This is a genomic window from Streptomyces africanus (assembly GCF_002150735.1).
Taxonomy (GTDB): Bacteria; Actinomycetota; Actinomycetes; order Streptomycetales; family Streptomycetaceae; genus Streptomyces; species Streptomyces africanus.
Window position 1 is genome coordinate 1 of sequence record NZ_MUKA01000242.1, and the last position, 24835, is coordinate 24835.

Sequence of the window (24835 nt, forward strand, 5' to 3'; positions counted from 1 at the left end):
GCCTGTTCGTCGGTGATCGTCAGGGGCGGCAGCAACCGGACGACGCTGGCGTGCCGGCCGCCGAGTCCGACGATGAGGCCGCGCCGCAGGCACTCCCGCTGGACGGCGGCCGCCAGTTCGGGTGCGGCGGGAAGAGGCTTTCCCACAGCCCCGACTGTCTGCCCGGCTTCCTCGGTCGCGCTCTCCGGGGCCACGAACTCCACCCCGATCATCAGCCCCCGGCCCCGCACATCCCCCACGCAGGGAAAGTCCCCGGCCAGCCCTTGGAGTTGACTCAGCATGCGTGCCCCGAGAGTCGCCGCGCGTTCGGCGAGGTGGTTTTCCCGGACGTGGGTGAGAGTCGCCGTGCCCGCGGCCATGGCGAGTTGGTTGCCGGGGAAGGTGCCGGTGGGGGCGCCGGTTTCCGGGACGTCGAGGTCGTCCCGGTGGACCACGACGGCCAGCGGCAGGCTGCCTCCGATGGCCTTGGAGAGGACCATCACATCGGGGGTGACTCCGCTGTGCTCCACGGCCCAGAAGGCGCCGGTCCGCCCGACGCCCGTCTGGATCTCGTCGGCGATCAAGGGGACGGACCGGTCGGCCGTGAGCTGCCGCAGGCGCCGCAGCCAGGCGTCCGGTGCGGGGATCACCCCGCCCTCGCCCTGGACGGGCTCGACGATCATCCCGGCGGGCAGCGAAGCGCCCGACCCGGGGTCGTCGAGGACGGACTCGGTCCAGCGGGCGGCGAGGTCGGCCCCGCGCTCGCCCCCGACGCCGAAGGGGCAGCGGTAGTCCTGCGGGTAGGGCAGACGGGTGACCCGTACGTCGTGGGCGGCGGCGGACGCGTCGCAAGCCGCGGCCGTCCTTCCATGGGAGGCGCCGGTGAACGTGATGAGGCCGGTCCGGCCGGTCGCCGCGCGCACCAGTGCGCACGCGGTCTCCACGGCGTCGCTGCCGGCCGGTCCGCAGAACAGCACACGGGCCCGGTCGGCGAGCCCCGGCGGCAGGGTGCGGAACAGCTCGGTGATGAAGGCGTCCTTGACGGGGGTGGCCAGGTCGAGGGCGTTCAGCGGCGCGCCGGAGTCGAGGACCTTGCGGATGGCCTCCAGGACGACCGGGTGGTTGTGCCCGAGGGCGAGCGCGCCGGCGCCGGAGAGGCAGTCCAGGTAGCGGCGGCCGTCCGCGCCCTCGATGGTCAGTCCCCGGGCCCGCACCGGCACGATCGGCAGGGCGCGGGCGTAGGTGCGGGCCGCGGACTCGCGCGCGGACTGGCGTCGCAGAATCCCTTCGTGCGCGGCGCGCGCCCCCGGTGCCGTGCCGTCGACAGCAACAGGGAGGGCCCTCACCGGCATACGCCCCACAGTGGCCTCCTCGGACGCACATCCCCCATGGGTGGATTCCGCCACGACTTCCCTGACCTCCCACTGGGCACGGGCACAGAGGACCGCACACAGACAGCAGGCCCCCCACCGCTACCAACCCCGGTCCGCTCACCTGGTTACGGGTTGCCTCAAGATCCTTTCCGTGACGGAACTGTTGCGGTTCCGTCGGACCGCCCCCACAGCCACCGCATAGTGTGTGGTGCCGTTCCCGGACGCCGTGAGCTCGGCCTGAACTCCCCATGAAGTGGCGGAAACCAGCGCCTTGGCACCGGTTCGTCCATGTTCGTTACACAGCAGGGGGAGTCACATCATGCGATCCACACGGCCGTCGTCCATAGCCAGCCGAGGCGGGAGGGCGCGCCGCAGGAACTCCCCCGTGCTGGCCGCGGTGGCCCTCGCCTCGGCGCTCGCGCTGACCGCCACCGCCTGCGAGTCGGGCGACGCCGCGGCGGGCGGTGAGGCCTCGGCGTCGGCCGGCTCCTCCGACGACGGCAAGCTGAAAATCCCCGACGACATCAGGGACCGGCTCCGTGAGCACGGGATCGACATCGACAAGTGGAAGAACGGCGCCTGGAAGAACTGGGACCGGGACGACTGGCTGCGCGAGGCCAACGAGTACATCAACCCGATCATCGAGGGTCTCTGGGACCCGGACCGCATGCGGGACGCGGAGGAGCCCGACCAGGGCGTCGACGACAGCGACCTCTCCGGAGACCAGGGCGTGACCGATCCCACGCCGCAGCCTGTCGAGGCGCAGGCCGTGCCGCCGTCGTACCACGCCAACGCACCCACGGCCGGGAAGGTGTTCTTCGACTCCCCCAAGGGCTCGGCCGTCTGCTCGGCGACGGTCGTGAAGGACCCGGCCCACCCGGGCAAGTCCAACCTCGTGTGGACGGCGGGCCACTGCGTGCACGCGGGCAAGAAGGGCGGCTGGTACCGCAACATCGCGTTCGTGCCGTCGTACAACGACGACGGCAAGCCGGTCGCGGAACTGGAGAACGCCACGAGGCATGACGTCGCCCCCTACGGCGTCTGGTGGGGTGACTGGGCCCAGACCTCGGACCAGTGGATCGAGCAGGGCGGCTCGACGGGCGGGGACGGCGCGCCCTACGACTTCGCGGTCATCCATGTGACGCCGGAGAAGGGCAGCGGCGGCAAGTCGCTGGAGGAGACGGTCGGTTCGGCGCTGCCGGTCGACTTCAAGGCTCCCGCCGTACCGAAGGTGAAGAGCGTCACGGCGATCGGCTACCCGGCCGCGCCGCCGTACGACGGGCAGAAGCTGTACCGGTGCCAGGACCGGCCGGGCCGGCTGTCGGTCACCGCGTCGGATCCGACGATGTACCGCATCGGCTGCACGATGACCGGCGGTTCGTCCGGCGGAGGCTGGGTCGCGACGGGCGCGGACGGCAAGCCCGCGCTGGTGTCCAACACCTCGATCGGCCCGGTGACGTCGGGCTGGCTGGCCGGTCCGCGCCTGGGCGAGGTGGCCAAGGGCGTGTACGAGTCGGTCAGCGGGAAGTTCGCGGGCCGCTGACGGCCGGCCGATCACCGTCGGCGGTGGGGTGGCACGCCTGGTACGTGGGCAACGCATCTGGTGCACCGGCCCGTGGACTCACGGAAACCTTCACCACCCCACCCCGGTTCACCCTCAACTCCCCGGGCATAGTGGGTTTTCGCGCCGGGGCACCGGCGCCCACGCCTATGGCATGCACACGCAGCACCACACACTGTTACGCACCAACGGGGGTCATCGCACCATGCGTTCCACACGTACGCCCGCGGCACCGAAGCGCGGGCGGCGCACCGTCCTCGCCGCCACCGGGCTCGTCGCCGCCCTGGCGCTCACCGTGACCGCCTGTGAGGGTTCGGCGGACTCGGCGAGCGACAAGCCCGACGCCACCACCTCGCAGGCCGCGGACGGCGCCGGCAAGGTCACGGTCCCTGCCGACCTCGCGGGCAAGCTCAAGGAGCACGGCATCGACATCGACCGGTGGAAGGACGGCGGCTGGAAGGACTGGGACAAGGACAAGTGGCTCAGTGAGGCCAAGGACTTCGTCAACCCGGTGATCGAGGGCCTCTGGAAGCCGGAGCGGATGCAGTCCGCGAAGGAGGCCGACAAGAGGGTCACGACGAAGGACGCGTCGGCCGGCCGGGGTGTCAGCGACCCGGATCCGGCGCCAGTCCGGGCGCAGGCCGAGAAGACGCCGTACCACCGGAACGCCGCCCCGGTCGGCAAGGTCTTCTTCGACTCCCCTGAGGGCCCGGCCGTCTGCTCCGGCACAGTGATCAAGGACGTCAACCACCCGGGCAAGTCCAACCTGGTGTGGACGGCGGGCCACTGCGTGCACGCCGGCGGTAAGGGCGGCTGGTACCGCAACCTCGTGTTCGTGCCGGCCTACAACGACCTCGGCAAGTCCGAGGCGGAGCTGAGCAACGCGAACCCGACCGAGGTGGCGCCGTACGGCAACTGGTGGGCGGACTGGGCCTCGACCTCGAACCAGTGGATCCAGGGCGGTTCGGAGACGGGCGGTGACGGAGCGGCGTACGACTACTCCGTGCTGCACGTGAAGCCCGAGCGGGGTGCCAAGTCCCTGGAGGAGACGGTCGGTGCCGCGCTGGACGTGGACTTCTCCGCGCCGTCCGCGGCCGAGGCCGCCAAGATGGGCGCCTGGGGATACCCGGCGGCGCCGCCCTACGACGGGCAGAAGATGTTCAGGTGCGTCGACGTCCCGGGCCGGTTCTCGCTCAGCCCGAGCCTACCGACGATGTACCGCATCGGCTGCTCCATGACCGGCGGTTCGTCCGGCGGCGGCTGGTTCCGGGTGCTGAACGGCAAGTCCGTCCTGGTCTCCAACACCTCGATCGGCCCGGCCGACAACTCCTGGCTGGCCGGTCCGCAGCTGGGCCGCGACGCCGAGGCGCTCTACCAGAACATGAGCAAGACGTACGGCGGTCGCTGACCGGGGCATGCTGGAGGCCCGCTCCCTGCGGACAGGGGGGGCGGGCCTTCTCACATCAGGGCGGAGCCTGAGCCGTCAGAGCGCCGGCGCCGGGACGTACGGCGCGAGCTCCGCCGCCAGTTCCTCGTGCACCCGCACCTTGAGCAGGGTTCCCTCCGGAGTGTGCTCCTTGGAAAGGATCTCGCCCTCGTCGTAGGCACGGGCGACCAGCTTGCCGTGCGTGTACGGCACGAGCACCTCGATCTCGACCGACGGGCGCGGCAGCTCGTTGTCGATGAGCGCGAGCAGCTGGTCGATGCCCTGGCCGGTGCGGGCCGAGACGGCCATGGACCGCTTCTCGACGCGCAGCAGCCGCTGGAGCGTCAGCGGGTCGGCCGCGTCGGCCTTGTTGATCACCACGATCTCGGGCACGTCCGTGGCACCGACGTCCCTGATCACCTCACGCACGGCGGCCAGCTGCTCTTCCGGGTTCGGGTGCGAACCGTCCACCACGTGCAGGATCAGGTCGGACTCGCCGACCTCCTCCATCGTGGAGCGGAACGCCTCGACCAGGTGGTGGGGCAGATGGCGGACGAACCCGACCGTGTCGGCCAGCGTGTACAGCCGGCCGCTCGGGGTCTCGGCCCGGCGCACGGTCGGGTCGAGGGTCGCGAACAGGGCGTTCTCGACCAGCACGCCCGCGCCCGTGAGGCGGTTGAGCAGCGAGGACTTGCCGGCGTTGGTGTAGCCCGCGATGGCGACCGAGGGCACCTTGTGGCGCTTGCGCTCCTGGCGCTTGATCTCGCGGCCGGTCTTCATGTCCGCGATCTCCCGGCGCATCTTCGCCATCTTCTCGCGGATCCGCCGCCGGTCCGTCTCGATCTTGGTCTCACCGGGACCACGGGTGGCGAGGCCGCCGCCCTTGCCGCCGCCCATCTGCCGGGACAGCGACTGGCCCCAGCCGCGCAGCCTCGGCAGCATGTACTGCATCTGCGCGAGCGCGACCTGCGCCTTGCCCTCTCGGGACTTGGCGTGCTGGGCGAAGATGTCCAGGATCAGGGCGGTCCGGTCGATGACCTTGACCTTGACGACGTCCTCGAGGTGGATCAGCTGGCCCGGGCTGAGCTCACCGTCGCAGATGACGGTGTCCGCGCCCGACTCGAGGACGATGTCGCGCAGCTCCTCGGCCTTGCCGGAGCCGATGTAGGTGGCCGCGTCGGGCTTGTCGCGGCGCTGGATCACACCGTCGAGCACCAGCGCACCGGCCGTTTCCGCGAGGGCGGCGAGCTCCGCGAGGGAGTTCTCCGCGTCCTGCGCGGTTCCCGTGGTCCAGACGCCGACGAGCACGACCCGCTCCAGACGGAGCTGCCGGTACTCGACCTCGGTGACGTCCTCGAGCTCGGTGGAGAGGCCCACCACACGGCGCAGGGCCGCGCGGTCGGAGCGGTCGAACTGGTCGCCGTCCCGCTCTCCGTCGATCTCGTGGCTCCAGGCGACGTCCTCTTCCATCAGGGCATCGGCCCGAAGACCCTCGGGGTGGCTGTGCGCGAAGCGCTGGGTGTCCTGGGAAGGGGAAGAAGAGGAGGTCATTGGATCCTTACGTAGCTGGGAAACCGTTTACGGCGACGGAGCGCTGCGAGCTTTCCGTCAACCAGGCATAACGCGCGAGCATGCCGGGAGATTCCCGGCGCTCCGTGCCGCGCCGACCTGAAGATAGTCCCACGGCACGGGCGTCTCGTCACCGTGTTATCGAGCGGCCGCCTTCGCGGGCCGGGCCGGCTTCCAGTCCGGGTGCCCCGGCATCGGCGGGGTCTTCTCCCCGTACAGCCAGCCCTGGAAGAAGCCGTCCAGGTCGCGCCCGGAGATCTCGGCGGCGAGCCGGACGAAGTCCTCCGTCGTGACGGTGTCGTCCCGGTACCGGCCGGCCCAGGCGCGTTCCAGGCGTTCGAAGGCCGGGCGGCCGATCTCCTCGCGCAGGGCGTACAGCACGAGCGCGGCGCCGTCGTAGACGTTGGGCCGGAAGATGCTGGTCTTGCTGCCCGGCTCGGGGGCCTGCGGGGCGGCGGGTGGTCCGCCGGCCGCGCGCCAGCGGTCGGAGGCGCCGTACGCGGCCTTCATGCGGTCCCGCATCGGCTTGCCGGCCTGCTCCTCGGCGTACAGCGCCTCGTACCAGGTGGCGTGTCCCTCGTTCAGCCACAGGTCGGACCAGGTGCGGGGGCCGACGCTGTTGCCGAACCACTGGTGGGCCAGCTCGTGGACCATGATCGACTCGACGTACCAGGCGGGGTGGACGGACTCGGTGAACAGCTCCCGCTCGAAGAGGGAGAGCGTCTGGGTCTCCAGTTCGAAGCCGGTGGAGACGTCGGCCATGAGCAGGCCGTACGTCTCGAAGGGGTAGCGGCCGACCCTGCTCTCCATCCAGGCGATCTGCCCCGGGGTCTTCTTCAGCCAGGGTTCGAGGGCCTTGCGGTGCTTGGCCGGGACGACGTCCCGTACGGGGAGCCCGTGGGGGCCGGTGCGGTGCAGCACGGTGGAGCGGCCGATGGAGACCTGGGCGAGCTCGGTGGCCATGGGGTGGTGGGTGCGGTACGTCCAGGTGGTCGATCCGCCGGACCTGTCCACCCCGGCGGGCAGGCCGTTGGCGACGGCCGTGTGACCGTCGGGTGCGGTGACCCGGATGGTGAACATCGCCTTGTCGGAGGGGTGGTCGTTGCACGGGAACACCAGGTGCGCGGCGTCGGCCTGGTTGGCCATGGCCAGGCCGTCCGCGGTGCGCACCCAGCCGCCCTCGCGGCCCTCGGCGGGCTCGGGGTCACTGGTGTGCCGCACGGTGATCCGCATCCAGCTGCCGTCCGGCACGGAGTCCTCGGGCGTGATCACCAGGTCCTCACCGGCGGTGCTGAAGGTGGCGGGCTCGCCGTCGACCTCGACCGAGCGGACGGTGCCGTGGGCGAAGTCCAGGTTGACGCGGTCCAGGTCGGCGGTGGTCCAGGCGTCGATGGTGGTCACGGCCCGCAGCGGCTCGCTGTTGCTGCCGGGATACGTGAAGGAGAGGTCGTACGACGCGACGTCGTAGCCCGGGTTGCCCAGGTACGGGAAGAGGCGGTCGCCGACGCCGAGGGGGACGGCGGGGGCGCTCGCGGCGACGAGGCAGACGGAGACGGCGGAGGCGAGCAGCGCCGCGGACGTCCGCCGACGAGAGGAACGGGTACGGGGGCGGGTGTGGTGGGGGGTGAGGCGCATGCCTCACGGCTATCAGCGCGGGCGTGCGCGACGCGGACGACGCGCGTCCGGCCCACCCGAACCGGGGACCGGGGCCTGCGCCGGGTGCCACCCCGCGTCGGGCTTGGACCGGGACCTGATCCGGATGCCGCCCCGCTTCGGGTGGCCGGCGCCGTGGCGGGCTCAGCCGCCCCGTATGCGGGGCCGACGCCCGGGCGGGCTGCCGACCCGTACCCGGTGACCGACGTCCGGCGGGCTGCCGACCCGTGCCCAACGGCCGACGCCCAGACGGGCTGCCGCCCCCTACCCGGTGTCCCACGCCCAGGTGTGGCCGCCGCCCCGTACCCGATGGCGGCACCCCAGCGGGCTGCCGACCCCTACCCGGTGTCCCAAGCCCAGGTGTCGCCACCGCCCCGTACCCGATGGCCGGCGCCCGGGTGGCTCAGCCGCCCTGCGGCTGTGGTTGGGCCCTGGTGACGTCGTAGACCCCGGCCACGTTGCGCATCGCGCGCATGAGGGCGGGCAGGTGGGCCGCGTCCGGGAGCTGCACCGTGTACGTGTGGCGGACCTGCTGCTGGGTCGGGGGTTCGACCGTCGCGGAGACGATCTCGGCGCCTTCGAGGGCCATGGCCTCCGTGAGGTCCGCGAGCAGATGGGGACGGACGAACGATTCGGCGACCAGCGTGACCCGGCACTCCGCGGCCTCACCCCAGCGCACGCCGACCTCCGCGCGCCCCGCGTCCTTCATACGCTCCACAGCGGCGCACTCGAAGCGGTGCACGGTGACCGCTCCCCCGCGTACGGCGAAGCCGGTGATCTCGTCGGGCCGTACGGGCGTACAGCACCCTGCGAGCCGGACGCTCGCGCCGGGCCGGTCGGTGAGGACGTTGCCGGTGGCAGGGCGCAGGGCCGCCTGCCCGGGGGCCGGCCCGGCCGGATCGGACGCGTCGGCGGTCGCGGGCCGGACAGCCGCCGCCCGCTCCTCGGCCTGCCGGTCCTCCCGGGCCTCGGTCCGCTGAGCCTCGGCCTGCGCCGGGTGGGCGGCCAGCCACCGCTGGATGGCGATCCGGGCCGCGGGCGTGTGCGCGTGCTCCAGCCACTCCCGGGAGGGCTCGGACGCCGGGTCCTGGCCCATCAGGAGCTGGACGGTGTCGCCGTCCTTCAGCACGGTGCTCAGCGTCGCCAGACGGCCGTTGACGCGGGCGCCGATGCACGCGTGCGCGTCCTCGCCGTACTGCGCGTACGCCGCGTCCACACAGGTCGCCCCCTCGGGCAGGCCGATCGTGCCGCCGTCGGGCCGGAAGACCGTGATCTCGCGGTCCTGGGCGAGGTCCTCGCGCAGGGTCGACCAGAAGTGGTCCGGGTCGGGTGCCGCCTCCTGCCAGTCGAGGAGCCGGGAGAGCCAGCCGGGGCGGGTGGGGTCGACGCGCTCGCCGTCGGCCGGGTCGTCGGGGGCCGGCGCGTACGGGTTGCCGAGCGCGACGACGCCGGCCTCGGCGACCTTGTGCATCTGGTGCGTGCGGATGAGGACCTCGACGACCTGGCCGTCCTCGCGGGCGACGGCCGTGTGCAGCGACTGGTACAGGTTGAACTTCGGTACGGCGATGAAGTCCTTGAACTCCGAGACGACCGGCGTCAGGCAGGTGTGGAGTTCGCCGAGGACGCCATAGCAGTCGGCGTCCTCGTTGACCAGCACCAGCAGGCGGCCGAAGTCGGAGCCGCGGAGCCGTCCGCGTTTGCGGGAGACCCGGTGCACGGAGACGAAGTGGCGGGGCCGGATGAGGACTTCGGCCGGGATGTCCGCCTCGCGCAGCACCTTGCGCACCTCGTCGGCGACCTCGGCGAGCGGGTCGTCCGCGCGGGCGGCGTTGCGGACGATCAACTCCCTGGTGTGCGCGTACTCCTCGGGGCGCAGGATCGCGAAGACGAGGTCTTCCAGTTCGGTCTTGAGCGCCTGGACGCCGAGCCGTTCGGCGAGCGGGATGAGCACGTCACGTGTCACCTTCGCGATGCGCTCCTGCTTCTCGGGGCGCATGACGCCGAGGGTGCGCATGTTGTGCAGCCGGTCGGCGAGTTTGATCGACATGACCCGGACGTCGTTGCCGGTGGCGACGAGCATCTTGCGGAAGGTCTCGGGCTCGGCGGCGGCGCCGTAGTCGACCTTCTCCAGTTTGGTGACGCCGTCGACGAGGTAGCGGACCTCCTCGCCGAACTGCTCGCCGACCTGGTCGAGCGTCACGTCCGTGTCCTCGACGGTGTCGTGGAGCAGGGACGCGGTCAACGTCGTCGTCTCGGCGCCGAGTTCGGCGAGGATCAGGGTCACGGCGAGCGGGTGCGTGATGTACGGCTCGCCGCTCTTGCGCATCTGGCCGCGGTGCGAGGACTCGGCCAGGACGTAGGCGCGGCGCAGGGGTTCGAGGTCCGCGTCGGGGTGATGGGCGCGGTGCGCGTCGACGACGTGGCTGATGGCGTCGGGCAACCGGTCGCGGGCGGCGGGGCCGAGCAGCGCGGCACGGCCGAGGCGGCGCAGATCGATCCGGGGGCGGGACTTTCTGCGCGGGGCTGTCGGCGTCACCGGCCCTGACACCGCGCCCGGCATCGGGCCTGGGGTCACGGAATTCGTGGCCTCCGCACTCATGGGCACCTCCGGCTGCGTGGACCGGCGGACGGGGTGCCCCAGGGCGGACACGGCTCAGGGGGTGGCTTCGGTCCCCCGTCCGGGCCGGTGCTTGATGCTACCGAGCCCACCACGCGTGGCTGACCGCCTCTCGCCGAGCGTGAAACTGATCACCCATTCGAGGGATGAATGTGAAGTTTGCACCCCGGTAGGTCGTGGCCCTGAAGGTTTTGTTCCCGCCAAATGGCCGGTTCTTCATGACTGTTCCGGGTCGTGCGGCCGACATCGCGCAGCATTTTCCGGACGGCCGGCCGCGCCCGCTCACGCGCGCGTGGCGGTCGCCAGCCACTCCGCGTCGATCTCGCCCTCGGCCACGATCACCGCAGGGCCCGTCATCTCGATCTCGCCGTCGGGCCGCTCGGTGATCACCAGGGTTCCGCCGGGCACGTCCACGGTGTAGGTCGCCGGGGTGCCGGTGGCCGTCGGGTCGGCGCCGTCGCGGCGGGCGGCGGCCACGGCGACAGCGCACGCGCCCGTGCCGCACGAGCGGGTCTCACCGGCACCGCGCTCGTGCACGCGCAGCGCGACGTGCCCGGGACCGCGGTCGACCACGAACTCGACGTTCACCCCGTCCGGATACGCGGCGGCCGGGCTGAAGGGCGGCGGCGAGAGCAGGTCACCGGCGTGGGACAGGTCGTCCACGAAGGCGACCGCGTGCGGGTTGCCCATGTTCACGTTCCGCGCGGGCCAGCTGCGCTCGCCGACGCTCACCGTGACGTCCCCCTCGGGGAGCAGCGCCTTGCCCATGCCCACGGTGACGTCACCGTCCTTGGCGATGTGCACGGTCTTCACGCCCCCGCGCGTGGCGACGGCGAGGTCCCCTTCGTCGACGTGTCCGGCGCGCTGGAGGTAGCGCGCGAAGACCCGCACGCCGTTGCCGCACATCTCCGCGATCGAGCCGTCGCCGTTGCGGTAGTCCATGAACCACTCCGCCTCGGGCGCCATGGCCTTCGCCTCGGGATGCGCCGCGGATCGCACCACGTGCAGCAGTCCGTCACCGCCGATGCCCGCGCGGCGGTCGCAGAGGACGGCGACGGCGGCGGGGGGCAGGTCGATGGCGTTCTCGGGGTCCGGGACGATCACGAAGTCGTTCTCGGTGCCGTGACCCTTGAGGAAGGGGATCCGCGTGCTCATTCCTCGATCGTACGGGGCGTTCCGCGGGTCGAGCCGAAGGAGGTGCCAGGGGGCTCGGGGCACTGCAGCACGTGCTGCGCTTCAGCGGAGCCGCGCCACGCGCCAGACCGCCAGCACGACCACCGCCGCCACCATCACGGCGTACGCGAGGACGACCCGCCAGTCCGGTCTGCGGCCCGAGCCCTTGGCCGGCAGGCCCGGCAAGGTGTAGCCCACGCGGCGGGCGGCCATCATGCCCCAGCCGGCCGCGCAGGAGCAGATCAGCAGCCCGAGCATGGCGATCACGGCCCCGCTGTCGCCGAAGTCGAAGGCGAGCGGGAACGCGAACATCAGGGAGCCGAGCGCGGCCAGGCTCACGATGGGCGCGAGCTGCCAGATGCGCAGCCTGCGCTGCGGGCGCAGCTCGACCTCGACCTCGCCCGCGAACATCTCCTCGGGCTCGGGGCCGTCGTCCGTCACACCCTGCGTCTCGTCGGGCCCGTCGGAGCTGAGACGGTCCGCCTCCTGCTCCGGTCCGTCCCCGTGCTCCGTCTCGTCCCGGCGCTCGGGTTCATCCCGGTCGGCGGTGATGTGATCGGTGCCTTGTGCGGTGTCGCGAGGGCCGGCCTCCATCGCCACGCGCCCTCCCAACTAGGACTCAACTCGGTCGATCGAAGCTCGATGATGGCACGCCGCCGCAGGCCCGGATGACGGCCTGGGCGTCCCGATGCCATGACGTGATCAGGCTGTAACCGGTCGTTCGACCAAAGACAGCGCGAGCTGCGGAAGTTCTGTGAGATCGGCCGCAGCCCCACTCAACCAGTGCACCCTGGGATCGCGCCTGAACCATGAATCCTGACGGCGCGCGAAGCGCTTGGTGGCACGCACGGTCTCGGCCCGCGCGTCCTCCAGGGTGCACTCCCCGGCGAGCGCCGCGAGCACCTGCTGGTAGCCGAGCGCGCGCGAGGCGGTACGCCCCTCGCGCAACCCTTGCGCCTCCAGTGCGCGCACTTCGTCCACCAGGCCGGTCTCCCACATCCGGTCGACCCGGCGCGCGATGCGCTCGTCCAGCTCGGGCCGGGCCACGTCGACGCCGATCTGGATCGTGTCGTACACGGAGTCGTGGCCGGGGAGGTTGGCGGTGAAGGGCCTGCCGGTGATCTCGATCACCTCCAGGGCCCGGACGACCCGGCGGCCGTTGCTCGGCAGGATCGCCCGCGCGGCCTGGGGGTCGGCGGCGGCCAGCCGGGCGTGCAGCGCGCCCGGGCCGCGCAGCGTCAGTTCCTCCTCCAGGCGGGCGCGGACCTCGGGGTCGGTGCCCGGGAACTCCAGGTTGTCGACGGCCCCGCGCACATAGAGTCCGGAGCCGCCCACCAGGATCGGCCAGCGACCCTCGGCGAGCAGGGCATCGATCCGCTCGCGGGCCAGTCGCTGGTACTCGGCGACGGACGCCGTGACCGTCACGTCCCAGATGTCCAGCAGGTGGTGGGGTACGCCACCGCGCTCTTCGGGCGTCAGCTTGGCGGTGCCGATGTCCATCCCTCGGTAGAGCTGCATGGAGTCGGCGTTGACGACCTCGCCACCGAGACGCTGGGCCAGGAAGACGCCCAGATCGGACTTTCCGGCCGCAGTTGGTCCGACGACGGCGATGACGCGGGGGATGGTGGGTGCACTGCTCACCGACCCAGTCTCGCAAACCTCGAACCCAGCTCTCGAACGAGTTACGTGACGCCACGGCCTCAGGTTCGTTGCCCGTTGCGAGGTTCCTGCCGCCGGATCGCAGAGGCGGTGGCCCGGGTCGCGCAAACGGACGCACCGGGCGACGCGGGATTTCGCCCGCACGAGTAACGTATGGAGTGGATATGGGCGTTTTTGCACGACTTCTCCGGAGGTCCAAGGCCACGGAGGAGGCTGCGCCTGCCGCCGGGGCTCAGGCCGACCAGGCGACGGCCGGGACCGAGGCGGAGGAAGCGGCAGGGGCAGAGGCGGCGGCGAAGGGGGCTGACGGGGCAGCGCAAGCGGCCGAGCCGGTGGCCGAGGCGGCCGAGACCACCGAGAACGAAGGCGTCGACATCCCCAAGCAGCAGTCCACCGACAAGGCGGCCGACAACGAGGCCGGCGAGGGCGCCCGCACGTGACCGCCCCGCGCGAGGGAAGGTGAACCATGGGTCTCCTGAACAACGTGAAGGCCAAACTGGGCCCGGCCAAGGGCAAGGTCTCGGACCTCGCGCACCGGCACGAGGACAAGATCCATCACGGCCTCGACAAGGCCGCCCGGGTCGTCGACAAGAGGACCAAGGGCAAGTACAGCGACAGGATCCAGTCGGGCACGGGCAAGGCCAAGGGCGCCATGGACCGACTCGCGCACAAGGGCGACAGCGGGCCGGACGGCGGCGGCACGACGCCGCCGCCGGGCCCGGCCGGCACCATGCCACCGGACACGGGCCGTACGGCACCGCTGCGGGACGCCGGAGGCACCCCGCCGCCGGACGCACCACCGCCCACCTCCTGAGCGCACATCGACGCACCAGGTCCTGATCACACCTCGGCACATCGAAGGGCACATCGGCGGACGGCCGCGGAGCACGAGGGCTCCCGGCCGTCCGACGTTTCCGTGATCTGCGTTCTGCGTTCTGCGTTCCGCTGCGGTGGCCGTCCGGCCGCCGGGCTAGGACCAGGTGGCCACGAGGTATCCCACCCCGTACGGCGCGTCCTCGTACAGCAGTGATCCGCCGAGGTCCGCGTCCTCGGCCGCGCCCGCCAGGACCTGCCAGGGGGCCCGGCCGGAGACCTTCAGTTCGCGCGCCAGCCCCGTGTCCAGGGCCGCGAGCGCGGCCACGTCCGCCGTGCCGAGTGCGCGCGCGGCCTCCGCGTCGAAGGGCGCCGCCCGTTCGTCCAGGTACCCCGGGGCCTTGAGCGTCCGGCACGCGCTGGCGTCACCCATCACCAACAGCGCGACCCGCTCGGCCCGTGAGGCGAGGTCCCGTCCGATCCGGCCACACCGCTCGGGTTCGAGCCGGTCACCCACGCCGAGTCCCTCGACCGGTGCGTCGGACCACCCGGTCCGCTCCAGCAGCCATGCGGCCACCGCCAGCGAGTACGGCAGCCGTTGGTCCGCGGGCGTGCCCTCGTCCCGTCCCAGCCGTACGTCGAGATCGGCTCCGAAGCCCCGGAACGAGCCGCGCGTGCCCTCCGGGTAGCTCTCGGGCCCGGCACTGTCCACCGGCCCGACGACCACGAGCCGGCCGGGCCGGGCGGCGGCGAGCACGCCCAGCGCGTCCGTACAGGCGGCCCGTGCGGCGTCCAACTCCGGAGCGGCGCCCGCTGCGACGTCGGGTACCAGTAGGGGCGGGCAGGGGCAGACAGCGGCGGCGACAAGCATGATCGGCAGGGTAACCCAGCAGAACACGGGCCCTGCCCAGTGAGGTCCGGCCGCAGCAGGCCCAGCTGCAGCCAGGTCCCGTCGCAGCCGGCCCAGTCCCCCGTCAGGCCCGGCCCCAGCGGGCCGCAGCCCGGCTCAGTCGCAGCCGCAGCCGCTCGTCGCCACCGGGAGCGGCTCGGGTACGCCGATCTTCGGCAGGCCCAGGAGCACGCCGGCCGGCTGGGCCGGCTTGCCCGCCTTCTCGGCGGTGCGCTTCTCCCAGGCGTCGCCCGCGCGCGTGCGGCGCACGTCCAGCACGGGGCCCTCGGCGAGGAGGTGGTGCGGAGCGGCGTACGTGATCTCTACCGTGACCACGTCGCCGGGGCGTACCTCCTGGTCCGGCTTGGTGAAGTGGACGAGGCGGTTGTCGGGAGCCCGGCCGGACAGGCGGTGGGTGCTGTCGTCCTTGCGGCCCTCGCCCTCGGCGACCATCAGCTCCAGCGTGCGGCCGACCTGCTTCTTGTTCTCCTCCCAGGAGATCTCCTCCTGGAGGGCGACCAGGCGCTCGTAGCGCTCCTGGACGACCTTCTTGGGGATCTGGCCGTCCATCTCGGCGGCCGGGGTGCCCGGGCGCTTGGAGTACTGGAAGGTGAAGGCCTGGGCGAAACGGGCCTCGCGCACCACGTGCAGCGTCTGCTCGAAGTCCTCGTCGGTCTCGCCGGGGAAGCCCACGATGATGTCGGTGCTGATCGCCGCGTGCGGGATGGCGGCGCGGACCTTCTCGATGATCCCCAGGTAGCGCTCCTGGCGGTAGGAGCGGCGCATGGCCTTCAGGACCGTGTCCGAACCGGACTGGAGCGGCATGTGCAGCTGGGGCATGACGTTCGGCGTCTCGGCCATGGCGGCGATGACGTCGTCGGTGAAGTCGCGCGGGTGCGGGGAGGTGAAGCGGACGCGCTCCAGCCCCTCGATCTTCCCGCAGGCGCGCAGCAGCTTGCTGAAGGCCTCGCGGTCGCCGATGTCGGAGCCGTACGCGTTCACGTTCTGCCCGAGCAGTGTGATCTCGGAGACACCCTCCGCGACCAAGGTCTCGATCTCGGCGAGGATGTCGCCGGGGCGGCGGTCCTTCTCCTTGCCGCGCAGGGCCGGGACGATGCAGAAGGTGCAGGTGTTGTTGCAGCCGACGGAGATGGAGACCCAGGCCGCGTACGCGCTCTCGCGGCGCGTCGGCAGCGTGGACGGGAACGCCTCCAGAGACTCGGCGATCTCGACCTGCGCCTCCTCCTGCACGCGCGCGCGTTCCAGCAGGACCGGCAGCTTGCCGATGTTGTGCGTGCCGAAGACGACGTCCACCCAGGGCGCCTTCTTCACGATGGTGTCGCGGTCCTTCTGCGCGAGGCAGCCGCCGACCGCGATCTGCATGCCCGGGCGGGCGGCCTTCTTCGGCGCGAGGTGGCCGAGGTTGCCGTACAGCTTGTTGTCGGCGTTCTCCCGCACGGCGCAGGTGTTGAAGACGACAACGTCGGCAGCGTCGGCGCCCTCGGGGGCGCGGACGTAGCCCGCGTCCTCCAGCAGACCGGCCAATCGCTCGGAGTCGTGGACGTTCATCTGGCACCCGTAGGTGCGTACCTCGTATGTGCGCGTGCCGCCCACTGACTGGCTCCGGTCGATGCTGCTCATGGGGACAAGGGTAGGCGGTCGCCGGAAGTGGCTCGGTCGCCTGTGGACAACCCCCGGCCCGGGCTCACGCCTCTATGAGTCCGGCGCGGATCGCGTACCTGGTCAGCTCCAGACGGTCGCGCATGCCGAGCTTCTGCAGGAGGTTGGCGCGGTGGCGTTCGACCGTCTTGGCGCTGATGAAGAGGAGTTCGCCGATCTCCTTGGAGGTGTGGCCCTCGGCGACCAGCTTGAGGATCTCCTCCTCGCGTTCGGTGATGGCCCGTTCCGGCAGGCCGTCGCCCCGGTGCAGCCGCTCCAGGTAGGAGCGGACGAGGGCCCGCTCGGCACCCGGGTAGATGAACGGCTCGTCGCGCACAGCCGCCCGGCAGGCCTCGACCAGGTCGCGGTCGGCGACGGACTTCAGGACGTAGCCGCTGGCTCCGGCCCTGAGCGCCTCGAAGAAGTACTCCTCGTTGTCGTACATCGTCAGGATCAGGATGTGCAGGCCGGGCAGCCGACGGGAGAGTTCGCGGGCCGCCTGGAGGCCGGTCATGCGGGGCATGGCGACGTCCAGGACGGCCAGGTCGACGGCGGTTTCCCGGGCTTTGGCGACGGCCTCGGCCCCGTCCCCGGCCTCGGCGACGACCGTCAGGTCGGGCTCGCCGTCCAGGATGAGGCGCACGCCCCGGCGTACGAGGGTGTGGTCGTCGGCGAGCAGGACACGGATCGGGGTGGGCATCAGCGCGCTCCTTCCGCCACCGGCAGGAGCAGCCGCACGTCGGTGCCCCCGCCCGGGGCCGGTTCGAGGGTGAGGCCGGCGCCGATCAGGAGAGCGCGTTCGCGCATGCCGGTGATTCCGGCGCCCTCGGGGGCGTCGCCGAGGCCGGTGCCGTTGTCGCGTACGAGGAGTTCGACGCCGCCGGGGACCGGCCGGAGGCGGAGTTCGGCACGGTCGGCGCCGGCGTGCCGGGCGGTGTTGGTCAGGCCTTCCTGGGCCACTCGGTAGACGACCAGTTCCGATTCCGGGGTCAGTGCGGGGAGGTCGCCGGTGACGTGGTGGCGCACGGTCAGCCCATGGGTGGTGAACTCGGCGGCGAGCGAACGCAGGGCGCTGGCCAGGCCGAGTTCCTCCAGGACACCGGGGCGCAGCCGACGGGCGATACGCCGGATCTCGTCCAGGCCGGCCCGGGTCGCCTCCTGTGCCTGGCCGACCTCCTCGCGCAGGTCCCCGGGCGCCCGGTCCGCGACGCGCTTGAGCTGGAGGAGGACGGCGGTCAGGGTCTGCCCGACCTCGTCGTGGAGCTCCCGGGCGATCCGGTGCCGTTCGCTCTCCTGTGCGGACAGCGCCCGGGCGGCGCCCGCGGCCCGCTCGGCCTCCAGCCGGTCGAGCATCGCGTTGTACGTCGTGATCAGCCCGGCCGTCTCCGCGGGGCCGGCGACCACCGGGCGGGAGCCCGGACGCAGCAGGTCCACGGTGGCCATGGCCCGGTCCAGCCGTTGCAGGGGTCCGAGGCCGAAGCGCAGCACGAGCGCGTTGCCGGCGAGCAGCAGGGCCAAGCCTCCGAGCAGGACGAGCGCCTCGCCCGCCAGGACAGGGGTCGACACGGTGACCGGGCCGAGCAGCAACGCGGTGGCCACGACCAGGCCCGCCGCGTTGAGCGAGAAGATCCGCCAGAACAACGACACGTTCCTGGACCCGCTCCTTCCGGCTCTCGCGCAGAGCCCGGCTTTCGCACATGGCCCGGCCTTCGCATCTGCCCCGGCGTCCGCACATGCCCTGGCCTTCGCGTACGACACCGCCCCCTCCACCCTCTCCGGCGACCGGCCGCTGCGTATATCCGTCACGACACCCATGTCGTCACCGTACGGCTGGATGACAGCATGCGGAGTTGACCCGTCCGTTGAACGACACCGTGCACAGACCGACAAGAGCCAGACGAACAAGGAGAAGAAACGTGTCAGCTCCGCGCCTGAGGGCGACGCCGCTGCCGGGCATCGGGGTCCAGTACGACCTCGAGACCCGGGAACACCGCCATCTGTCGGTGGTGGCGCACCGCGACGGCACGCGCACGGTGAACGTGTACCGGACCGACGATCCGGACTCCTGCGCGCAGTCGCTGCGGCTGACCGGTTCGGAGGCGGGGTCGCTGATCGACGCGCTGAAGCCGTCCCACCACAGCCCGAGTCTGCTGTACACCACGGACCTGGGGCTGGTCGCCGAGCGGATCGAGGTGGCCGCGACCTCGCGCTGGAACGGGCGGGTGCTGGGCGACACGCGGATGCGTACGGAGACGGGCGCGTCGGTCGTGGCGGTGCTGCGGCGGGCCGAGGCCATCCCCTCACCCGCGCCGGACTTCCGGCTGGCGGGCGGTGACACGCTGATCGTCGTCGGCACCCGCGAGGGCGTCGACGCCGCCGCGACGATACTCGGTCGGGAGTGAGCCGGTGCACTCTGCGGTTCTGCTGATCGAGTTCGGTTCCATCATCCTCGGCCTCGGCCTGCTCGGCCGGTTCGCCGCCCGTTTCCGGCTCTCGCCGATACCGCTGTACCTGCTGGCCGGTCTGGCCTTCGGCGAGGGCGGTCTGCTGCCGCTGGGCGCGAGCGAGGAGTTCATCGCCACCGGCGCCGAGATCGGCGTCATCCTGCTGCTGTTGATGCTGGGCCTGGAGTACACGGCGAGCGATCTGGTCTCCAACCTCAAGACCCACTACCCGTCCGGCCTGGTCGACTGCGCGTTCAACGCGCTGCCGGGGGCGGCGGTGGCGCTGCTGCTCGGCTGGGGGCCGGTGGCCGCCGTCGTCCTGGCCGGTGTCACCTGGATCTCGTCGTCCGGCGTGATCGCGAAGGTGCTCGGCGATCTGGGGCGGGTCGGCAACCGGGAGACGCCGGTGATCCTCAGCGTGCTCGTGCTGGAGGATCTCGCGATGGCGGTGTATCTGCCCATCGTCACGGCGCTGGTGGCGGGAGCCGGGCTGCTGGCCGGCAGCCTGACCCTGGCGATCGCGCTGGGCGCGGCGGGCCTCGTCCTCTTCCTGGCCCTGCGCTACGGCAGGGTGATCTCCCGCTTCGTCTCCAGCGACGACCCGGAGAAGCTGCTGCTGGTCGTGCTGGGTCTGACGATCCTGGTAGCGGGTGTGGCACAGCAGCTGCAGGTGTCGGCGGCGGTGGGGGCCTTCCTGGTGGGCATCGCGCTGTCGGGAGAGGTGGCGGAGGGTGCGCACACGCTCCTGAGCCCCCTGCGTGACCTGTTCGCGGCGGTGTTCTTCGTCTTCTTCGGCCTGCACACCGACCCGTCCAGCATCCCGCCCGTTCTGCTGCCCGCCCTGGGCCTCGCCGTCGTCACCGCCCTGACGAAGATCGCCACCGGCTACTGGGCGGCGCGGCGGGCCGGGATCTCCGTCAAGGGCCGCTGGCGGGCGGGCGGTGCTTTGGTGGCGCGTGGCGAGTTCTCCATCGTCATCGCCGGGCTGGCCGTCTCGGCGGGCATCGAACCGTCCCTCGGCCCCCTGGCCACGGCCTACGTCCTCATCCTGGTCGTCCTCGGCCCGCTCACCGCGCGCTACACGGAGCCCGTGGCGACCTGGTGGACCCGGCGCCGCGAGCCACGCCGGGATGCGGCGGAGACGACGAAGCGGACCAAGGAGGCGGACGCGCAGGTGGCCGACTGAGGGGCGGCGCCGCAGGGGACAGCGGAGCCGCCGCAGGCCCGGGCGGCGGCTCAGGCCCCCGCGGCCGGTTCCCATCCCTGCCTGCGCAGCACCCCCGGCACATCCGGTGCCTCGTAGTGCTCCCCCTTGAGCACCTTGCCGTCCTCGCGGCGGGAGACGGAGCCGTCGGGGCCGATCTTGGTCATGTTGGAACGGTGGATCTCGGCCAGTACCGCGTCGAGGTCGATGCCGTGGACGAGGGCGGTGCCGTACGCCACGTAGACGACGTCGGCGAGTTCGTGGGCGAGCCGGTCGAGCGGGCCCGTCACCGACACCTCGGCGACCTCCGCGGCCTCCTCCGCGAGGAGTTCACCGCGGTGGGCGGCGAGTTCCGGGGGCACCTCCGTCGGGGTACTGCGGGCGTCCAGGCCGAAGGCGAGGTGGAATTCACGGACCAGGTCAGCGGGCGAGGAGCTCATGGGGCCGACTGTAGTGGCCGCCACTGACACTCCCCCTCGCCCCCATCGTGTGAGCCCGCCCCTGGTCAGCGGGGCACCACGGCTGGCAGGATCTCGCGCATGCCCACGACGTTCCCCCCTCTCGGCAGGCGCCGGGCCCTTCAGGGCGGCGCCGCCGCCCTCGTGGTCCTCGGGCTGCTGCTGTGGTGGCTGCGCCCCTGGGCCGAGGAGCCTCCGGGCGGGACGATCCGGTTCAGCACGGGTACGCGCGCGGGGGTGTACTACGAGTACGGCGATCTCCTGCGCAAAGCGATCGACAAGGACATGCCCGATCTGAAGGTGCGGTTGCTGACCAGCGCCGGTTCGCAGGAGAACGTCGCGGACGTGGCGACGGGCCAGGCGGACTTCGCGATCGCCGCGGCCGACGCGGTCGCCACGTACAAGCTCGACCACGGCACGGGCGCCGACCGCCTGCGCGGGGTCGCGCGCCTGTACGACGACTACGCCCAGCTCGTCGTACCGCCGGACTCGGACATCCGCTCCGTCGCGGATCTACGGGGCAAGCGCGTGGCCATAGGGCTGCCGGACTCCGGCGTGCGGCTGATCGCGAACGGCGTGCTCAAAGCGGCCGGGATCGACCCGGAGAAGGACATCAAGCCGTCGTCGGACGGCATCGACACCGGACCCAAACGGCTGGGACACGGCCTCGACGCGTTCTTCTGGTCGGGCGGCCTGCCCACCGACGGGCTCAGCCGGCTGGCCAAGAAGTCGGCGTCGGCCTTCCGCTTCGTGCCGATCGACGCCGGCCTCGTGGCCAAGCTGCACGACCAGGGCGGTGCCACGCGCTACTACCGCGCCACCAAGATGCCGGAATCGGCCTACCCCACCATCCAGCGCGGCGACCCGGTCCCCACCCTGGCGGTGTCCAACCTGCTGGTCACGCGCAACGACATGGACCCCCGGCTCACCGAGTGGCTGACCCGTACGGTGATCGACAGCAGGGACGGCATCGGAGCGACGGTCCACTCCGCCCAGCTGGTCGACGTCCGCACGGCGATCTACACCGACCCTCTCAAGCTGCACGACGGGGCCCGGCGCTACTACCGGTCCGTCAAGCCATAGCCCTCTTCGGCCTCGCCTCGGGCTCCGGCTCCGCTACGCCGGTCCGACCCTCGGCACCGTCACCGTCACCTTCAGCCCGTGCGGCTCGTGATGGTCGTACGCGATCGAACCGCCGCCCGCCGCGAGCAGCGCCCGCGAGATGGACAGTCCAAGGCCCGAGCCCTTGATGTTCTGGTGGCGGCTGCTGCGCCAGAAGCGGTCGCCGACGCGAGCCAGTTCCTCATCCGTGAGGCCCGGCCCCTCGTCGGTGACGACCACCGTGGAGGTGTCTCCCTCACGCGCGACGGTCACCTCGACCGTCCGGCCCTCGGGCGTGAACTTCAGCGCGTTGTCGATGATCCCGTCCAGCGCGCTGGACAGCGCCACCGGATCGGCCCACGCGGTCGTCGGCGGGCAGTCGCTCACCAGGTGTACGCCCTTGGCCTCGGCGGTCGGGGACCAGGCCGCGACCCGTTCGGCGGCGAGCTCGCCGATGTCGGTGATCTTCAGATCGGCGTCGGTGTGCTCGGCCAGCGCCAGGTCGAGCAGATCGTCCAGGACCTGCGCGAGGCGCTTGCCCTCGGACTGGACCGAGGCGATCTCCTGGTTGCCCTCGGGCAGCTCGAAGGAGAGCAGCTCGATACGCAGCAGCAGCGCCGCGAGGGGGTTGCGCAGCTGGTGCGAGGCATCGGCGACGAAGGCGCGCTGCTGCTCCAGCACGTCCTCCACGTTGTCCGCCATCTCGTTGAACGACCGGGCCAGGCGCCTGAGTTCCGGCGGACCTCCGGCGGCGGCGACCCGGGACTTCAGCCGCCCCGTGGCGATGTCGTGGGTGGTGGCGTCCAGCACCCGCACGGGCCTGAGCACCCAGCCGGTCAGCCGCAGGGCGGCACCGACGGCCAGCAGCATCGCGGCGAACTCGCCCGCGCCGATGACCAGCCAGCCGTGCAGGGTGCGCGAGCGCAGCTGCCCGGTGGGCGAGTCGGTGACGACGACCGCGACGACGTCGCCGTCCCGGATGACCGGCGAGGCGACCACCAGGTTGCGGCGCTGCCAGGGCCACACCTGCCGCGGGTCGTGGCTACGGCGGCTGAGCAGCGCCTCGTCGAACGCGTCGCGTACCTCACCCTCCTTGGGCAGGGACCACCCGGCGGGCGCGTGGGCCATGGCACTGCCGCTGCGGTAGAAGACACCGGCCCGGATGCCGTAGACCTTGTAGTAGCTGTCGAGTTCGCGGCTGAGCGTGGCCAGGCGCTCGTTCTCGAACGCGCCGACGGTTCCGGTGGGCGAGTCCGTGACGAACTGGGCGAGAGCCGCGAAGCGTGCCGTGTCGTCGATGCGGTCGACGACGACCTTCTGCTGCTGGGCGCCGGCCAGGCTGACGGCGAGCGGGACGCCGAGCGCGAGCAGCACGGCCGCCATCAGGACGATCAGCAGCGGGAGCAGACGAGTGCGCACCCGGCCCCGCTAACCGGCAGGCGCGACGAGCCGGTAGCCGACTCCGCGTACGGTCTCGATGAGCGCCGGCATCCGCAGCTTGGCGCGCAGGGACGCCACATGCACCTCCAGGGTGCGTCCGGTCCCCTCCCAGCTGGTCTGCCACACCTCGCTGATGATCTGCTCCCGGCGGAAGACCACCCCGGGCCGCTGCGCGAGCAGGGCCAGGAGGTCGAACTCCTTGCGGGTCAGCTGGATCACGGCTCCCTCCACGCTGACCCGGCGGGTGGGCAGCTCGATGTGCACCGGCCCGAGGCGCAGTTCCGTCTCGACACCGCTGGAGGTGTCCTCGTGCGAGGTGCGCCGGCTGACCGCGTGGATGCGGGCGAGCAGTTCCCCGGTGTCGTACGGCTTCACCACGTAGTCGTCGGCGCCGAGGTTGAGGCCGTGGATGCGGGAGCGCACGTCGGAGCGCGCGGTGACCATGATCACCGGTGTGCTGGTGCGCTTGCGGATCTTGCCGCAGACCTCGTATCCGTCCTGGTCGGGCAGGCCGAGGTCGAGCAGCACGACACCAAATCCGTCGACCTCGGGGACCAGCGCCTGAAGGGCTTCCTCGCCGCTGCGCGCGTGCGTGACGTCGAACCCGTGCCGCGCCAGGACCGCCGACAGGGCGGCGGCGACGTGGTTGTCGTCCTCGACGAGCAGCAGTCTCACCCGCGCCCCCTTCGGTTCACTGGCCGTACGATCTGTCTGTGTACAAAAAGCGCGTGCACGCGCGCGCGTGCACCTTGTGCAGTCACGCTGATGGATGAGGACGGCGTCAAGAGGGTTCCGGTTGCGGAGAGCTTCCGTTACCCGGCCGATATGAGCGCTGCTCACAAGTGCTACGACACGTGTCCGATTGCTATCGGATCGTGATGCTCAGATTCCCCTCAGATGTAATGACGCAGGTCGTAGAGGGTTACTACTGTCCTCCGAAACCGAGGAGGACGGAGCCTGAGAGCGATGACCGAAGTATCGGTGGCCAAGGAAGATGTGGCCGCGACCGGAGAACTGGTCGTCCTGAAGAGCGTCAACAAGCACTTCGGCGCGTTGCACGTACTCCAGGACATCGACCTGACGATCGCCCGCGGTGAAGTCGTCGTGGTCATCGGGCCCTCCGGGTCCGGCAAGTCCACCCTGTGCCGCACCATCAACCGCCTGGAGACGATCGACTCCGGCTCGATCACGATCGACGGCAAGCCGCTGCCCGCCGAGGGCAGGGAGCTGGCACGGCTGCGGGCCGACGTCGGGATGGTCTTCCAGTCCTTCAACCTCTTCGCGCACAAGACCGTGCTCGAGAACGTGATGCTCGGCCAGATCAAGGTCCGCAAGAAGGACAAGAGCGCGGCCGAGGAGCGGGCCCGCGCCCTGCTCGACCGGGTCGGCGTCGCCGCGCAGGCCGAGAAGTACCCGGCACAGCTCTCCGGCGGCCAGCAGCAGCGCGTCGCGATCGCGCGGGCGCTGGCCATGGAGCCGAAGGTCATGCTCTTCGACGAGCCGACCTCCGCGCTCGACCCCGAGATGATCAACGAGGTGCTGGAGGTCATGCAGCAGCTCGCCCGGGACGGCATGACCATGATCGTCGTCACCCACGAGATGGGTTTCGCACGATCGGCCGCAAACCGCGTGGTGTTCATGGCGGACGGCCGAATCGTCGAGGAGGCTGCGCCCGACCAGTTCTTCAGCAACCCGCGCAGTGACCGTGCCAAGGACTTCCTGTCGAAGATCCTGCACCACTGACAGCGCGCGTCCCGCTCGACGCGACCCGCGTCACCGCCCTTGACGGCCCGCATCTCTTCTCAAGTCAAAGGATG

Annotated in this window: 22 protein-coding genes; 8 read left to right on the top strand and 14 right to left on the bottom strand. The window is 71.5% G+C overall.

Annotated features, from left to right (window positions below; translation table 11 throughout):
- A partial coding sequence (locus CCL05_RS28095) for a diaminobutyrate--2-oxoglutarate transaminase family protein (protein ID WP_086563341.1) occupies window positions 1-1331 on the bottom strand: 1331 nt, incomplete at its 3' end.
- 340 nt (window positions 1332-1671) lie between these two features.
- Between CCL05_RS28095 and CCL05_RS28100 the strand changes: the two genes are divergently transcribed.
- The gene (locus tag CCL05_RS28100) at window positions 1672-2895 is read left to right on the top strand and encodes a trypsin-like serine peptidase (protein ID WP_107400523.1); all 1224 of its coding nucleotides are present in this window, start codon (window positions 1672-1674) and stop codon (window positions 2893-2895) included.
- Window positions 2896-3118: 223 nt separating this feature from the next.
- Window positions 3119-4321, top strand: a complete 1203-nt coding sequence (locus tag CCL05_RS28105) for a trypsin-like serine peptidase (RefSeq protein ID WP_086563343.1) — start codon at window positions 3119-3121, stop codon at window positions 4319-4321.
- A gap of 75 nt (window positions 4322-4396) precedes the next feature.
- On the opposite strand, the gene hflX is transcribed toward CCL05_RS28105, so the two are convergent.
- The 6 genes from hflX to miaA form a co-directional block, all read right to left on the bottom strand.
- Window positions 4397-5890: a GTPase HflX gene (gene hflX / locus CCL05_RS28110; RefSeq protein ID WP_086563344.1), complete on the bottom strand. Its 1494-nt coding sequence runs from the start codon at window positions 5888-5890 to the stop codon at window positions 4397-4399.
- Between the two features lie 156 nt (window positions 5891-6046).
- Window positions 6047-7543 carry a M1 family metallopeptidase gene (locus tag CCL05_RS28115; RefSeq protein WP_086563345.1) on the bottom strand — a complete coding sequence of 499 codons (1497 nt, stop codon included), beginning with the start codon at window positions 7541-7543 and terminating at the stop codon, window positions 6047-6049.
- Between the two features lie 421 nt (window positions 7544-7964).
- Entirely contained in the window at window positions 7965-10160 is a 2196-nt protein-coding gene (locus tag CCL05_RS28120) for a RelA/SpoT family protein (RefSeq protein ID WP_086563347.1), read from the bottom strand.
- Window positions 10161-10460: 300 nt separating this feature from the next.
- Window positions 10461-11333, bottom strand: coding sequence for a diaminopimelate epimerase (gene dapF / locus CCL05_RS28125; RefSeq protein WP_086563348.1), 873 nt, complete (start codon window positions 11331-11333; stop codon window positions 10461-10463).
- Between the two features lie 81 nt (window positions 11334-11414).
- Window positions 11415-11945: a hypothetical protein gene (locus CCL05_RS28130; protein WP_086563351.1), complete on the bottom strand. Its 531-nt coding sequence runs from the start codon at window positions 11943-11945 to the stop codon at window positions 11415-11417.
- 108 nt (window positions 11946-12053) lie between these two features.
- Window positions 12054-12992 (bottom strand): tRNA (adenosine(37)-N6)-dimethylallyltransferase MiaA, encoded by a 939-nt coding sequence (gene miaA, locus CCL05_RS28135; protein WP_086563352.1) that lies wholly within the window; start codon window positions 12990-12992, stop codon window positions 12054-12056.
- A 182-nt stretch (window positions 12993-13174) separates the two neighbouring features.
- On the opposite strand from miaA, the gene CCL05_RS28140 reads away from it, so the two are divergent.
- Window positions 13175-13450 carry a hypothetical protein gene (locus CCL05_RS28140; RefSeq protein WP_086563353.1) on the top strand — a complete coding sequence of 92 codons (276 nt, stop codon included), beginning with the start codon at window positions 13175-13177 and terminating at the stop codon, window positions 13448-13450.
- Between the two features lie 26 nt (window positions 13451-13476).
- Window positions 13477-13824, top strand: a complete 348-nt coding sequence (locus CCL05_RS28145) for an antitoxin (RefSeq protein WP_086563354.1) — start codon at window positions 13477-13479, stop codon at window positions 13822-13824.
- Window positions 13825-13980: 156 nt separating this feature from the next.
- Here the strand turns inward: CCL05_RS28145 and CCL05_RS28150 are convergent, their stop codons facing one another.
- From CCL05_RS28150 to CCL05_RS28165, 4 genes are all read right to left on the bottom strand, one after another.
- Window positions 13981-14694 (bottom strand): class III extradiol dioxygenase subunit B-like domain-containing protein, encoded by a 714-nt coding sequence (locus CCL05_RS28150; RefSeq protein WP_086563396.1) that lies wholly within the window; start codon window positions 14692-14694, stop codon window positions 13981-13983.
- Window positions 14695-14829: 135 nt separating this feature from the next.
- Window positions 14830-16353: a tRNA (N6-isopentenyl adenosine(37)-C2)-methylthiotransferase MiaB gene (miaB, locus tag CCL05_RS28155; RefSeq protein ID WP_086563356.1), complete on the bottom strand. Its 1524-nt coding sequence runs from the start codon at window positions 16351-16353 to the stop codon at window positions 14830-14832.
- A gap of 64 nt (window positions 16354-16417) precedes the next feature.
- Entirely contained in the window at window positions 16418-17071 is a 654-nt protein-coding gene (locus CCL05_RS28160) for a response regulator (RefSeq protein WP_086563357.1), read from the bottom strand.
- On the bottom strand, window positions 17071-18186 hold the full coding sequence (locus tag CCL05_RS28165) for a sensor histidine kinase (protein WP_425275950.1): 1116 nt from the start codon (window positions 18184-18186) through the stop codon (window positions 17071-17073). The genes CCL05_RS28160 and CCL05_RS28165 overlap by 1 nt, the downstream gene beginning before the upstream one ends.
- Before the next feature lie 101 nt (window positions 18187-18287).
- Between CCL05_RS28165 and CCL05_RS28170 the strand changes: the two genes are divergently transcribed.
- Window positions 18288-18773, top strand: a complete 486-nt coding sequence (locus CCL05_RS28170; RefSeq protein ID WP_086563361.1) for a cation:proton antiporter regulatory subunit — start codon at window positions 18288-18290, stop codon at window positions 18771-18773.
- Window positions 18774-18777: 4 nt separating this feature from the next.
- Window positions 18778-20001 (top strand): cation:proton antiporter, encoded by a 1224-nt coding sequence (locus tag CCL05_RS28175; protein ID WP_086563363.1) that lies wholly within the window; start codon window positions 18778-18780, stop codon window positions 19999-20001.
- Window positions 20002-20051: 50 nt separating this feature from the next.
- Here the strand turns inward: CCL05_RS28175 and CCL05_RS28180 are convergent, their stop codons facing one another.
- Window positions 20052-20459 (bottom strand): pyrophosphohydrolase domain-containing protein, encoded by a 408-nt coding sequence (locus tag CCL05_RS28180; RefSeq protein WP_086563364.1) that lies wholly within the window; start codon window positions 20457-20459, stop codon window positions 20052-20054.
- A gap of 99 nt (window positions 20460-20558) precedes the next feature.
- On the opposite strand from CCL05_RS28180, the gene CCL05_RS28185 reads away from it, so the two are divergent.
- Window positions 20559-21560 (top strand): TAXI family TRAP transporter solute-binding subunit, encoded by a 1002-nt coding sequence (locus CCL05_RS28185; protein WP_086563366.1) that lies wholly within the window; start codon window positions 20559-20561, stop codon window positions 21558-21560.
- Between the two features lie 33 nt (window positions 21561-21593).
- On the opposite strand, the gene CCL05_RS28190 is transcribed toward CCL05_RS28185, so the two are convergent.
- Together CCL05_RS28190 and CCL05_RS28195 are read right to left on the bottom strand one after the other, a co-directional pair.
- Window positions 21594-22997, bottom strand: coding sequence for a sensor histidine kinase (locus CCL05_RS28190; RefSeq protein ID WP_086563369.1), 1404 nt, complete (start codon window positions 22995-22997; stop codon window positions 21594-21596).
- A 9-nt stretch (window positions 22998-23006) separates the two neighbouring features.
- Window positions 23007-23693 (bottom strand): response regulator transcription factor, encoded by a 687-nt coding sequence (locus CCL05_RS28195; protein WP_086563371.1) that lies wholly within the window; start codon window positions 23691-23693, stop codon window positions 23007-23009.
- A 291-nt stretch (window positions 23694-23984) separates the two neighbouring features.
- Here CCL05_RS28195 and CCL05_RS28200 point away from each other — a divergent pair, with 291 nt between their 5' ends.
- On the top strand, window positions 23985-24761 hold the full coding sequence (locus CCL05_RS28200; RefSeq protein WP_010034788.1) for an amino acid ABC transporter ATP-binding protein: 777 nt from the start codon (window positions 23985-23987) through the stop codon (window positions 24759-24761).
- Window positions 24762-24835: the final 74 nt, after the last annotated feature.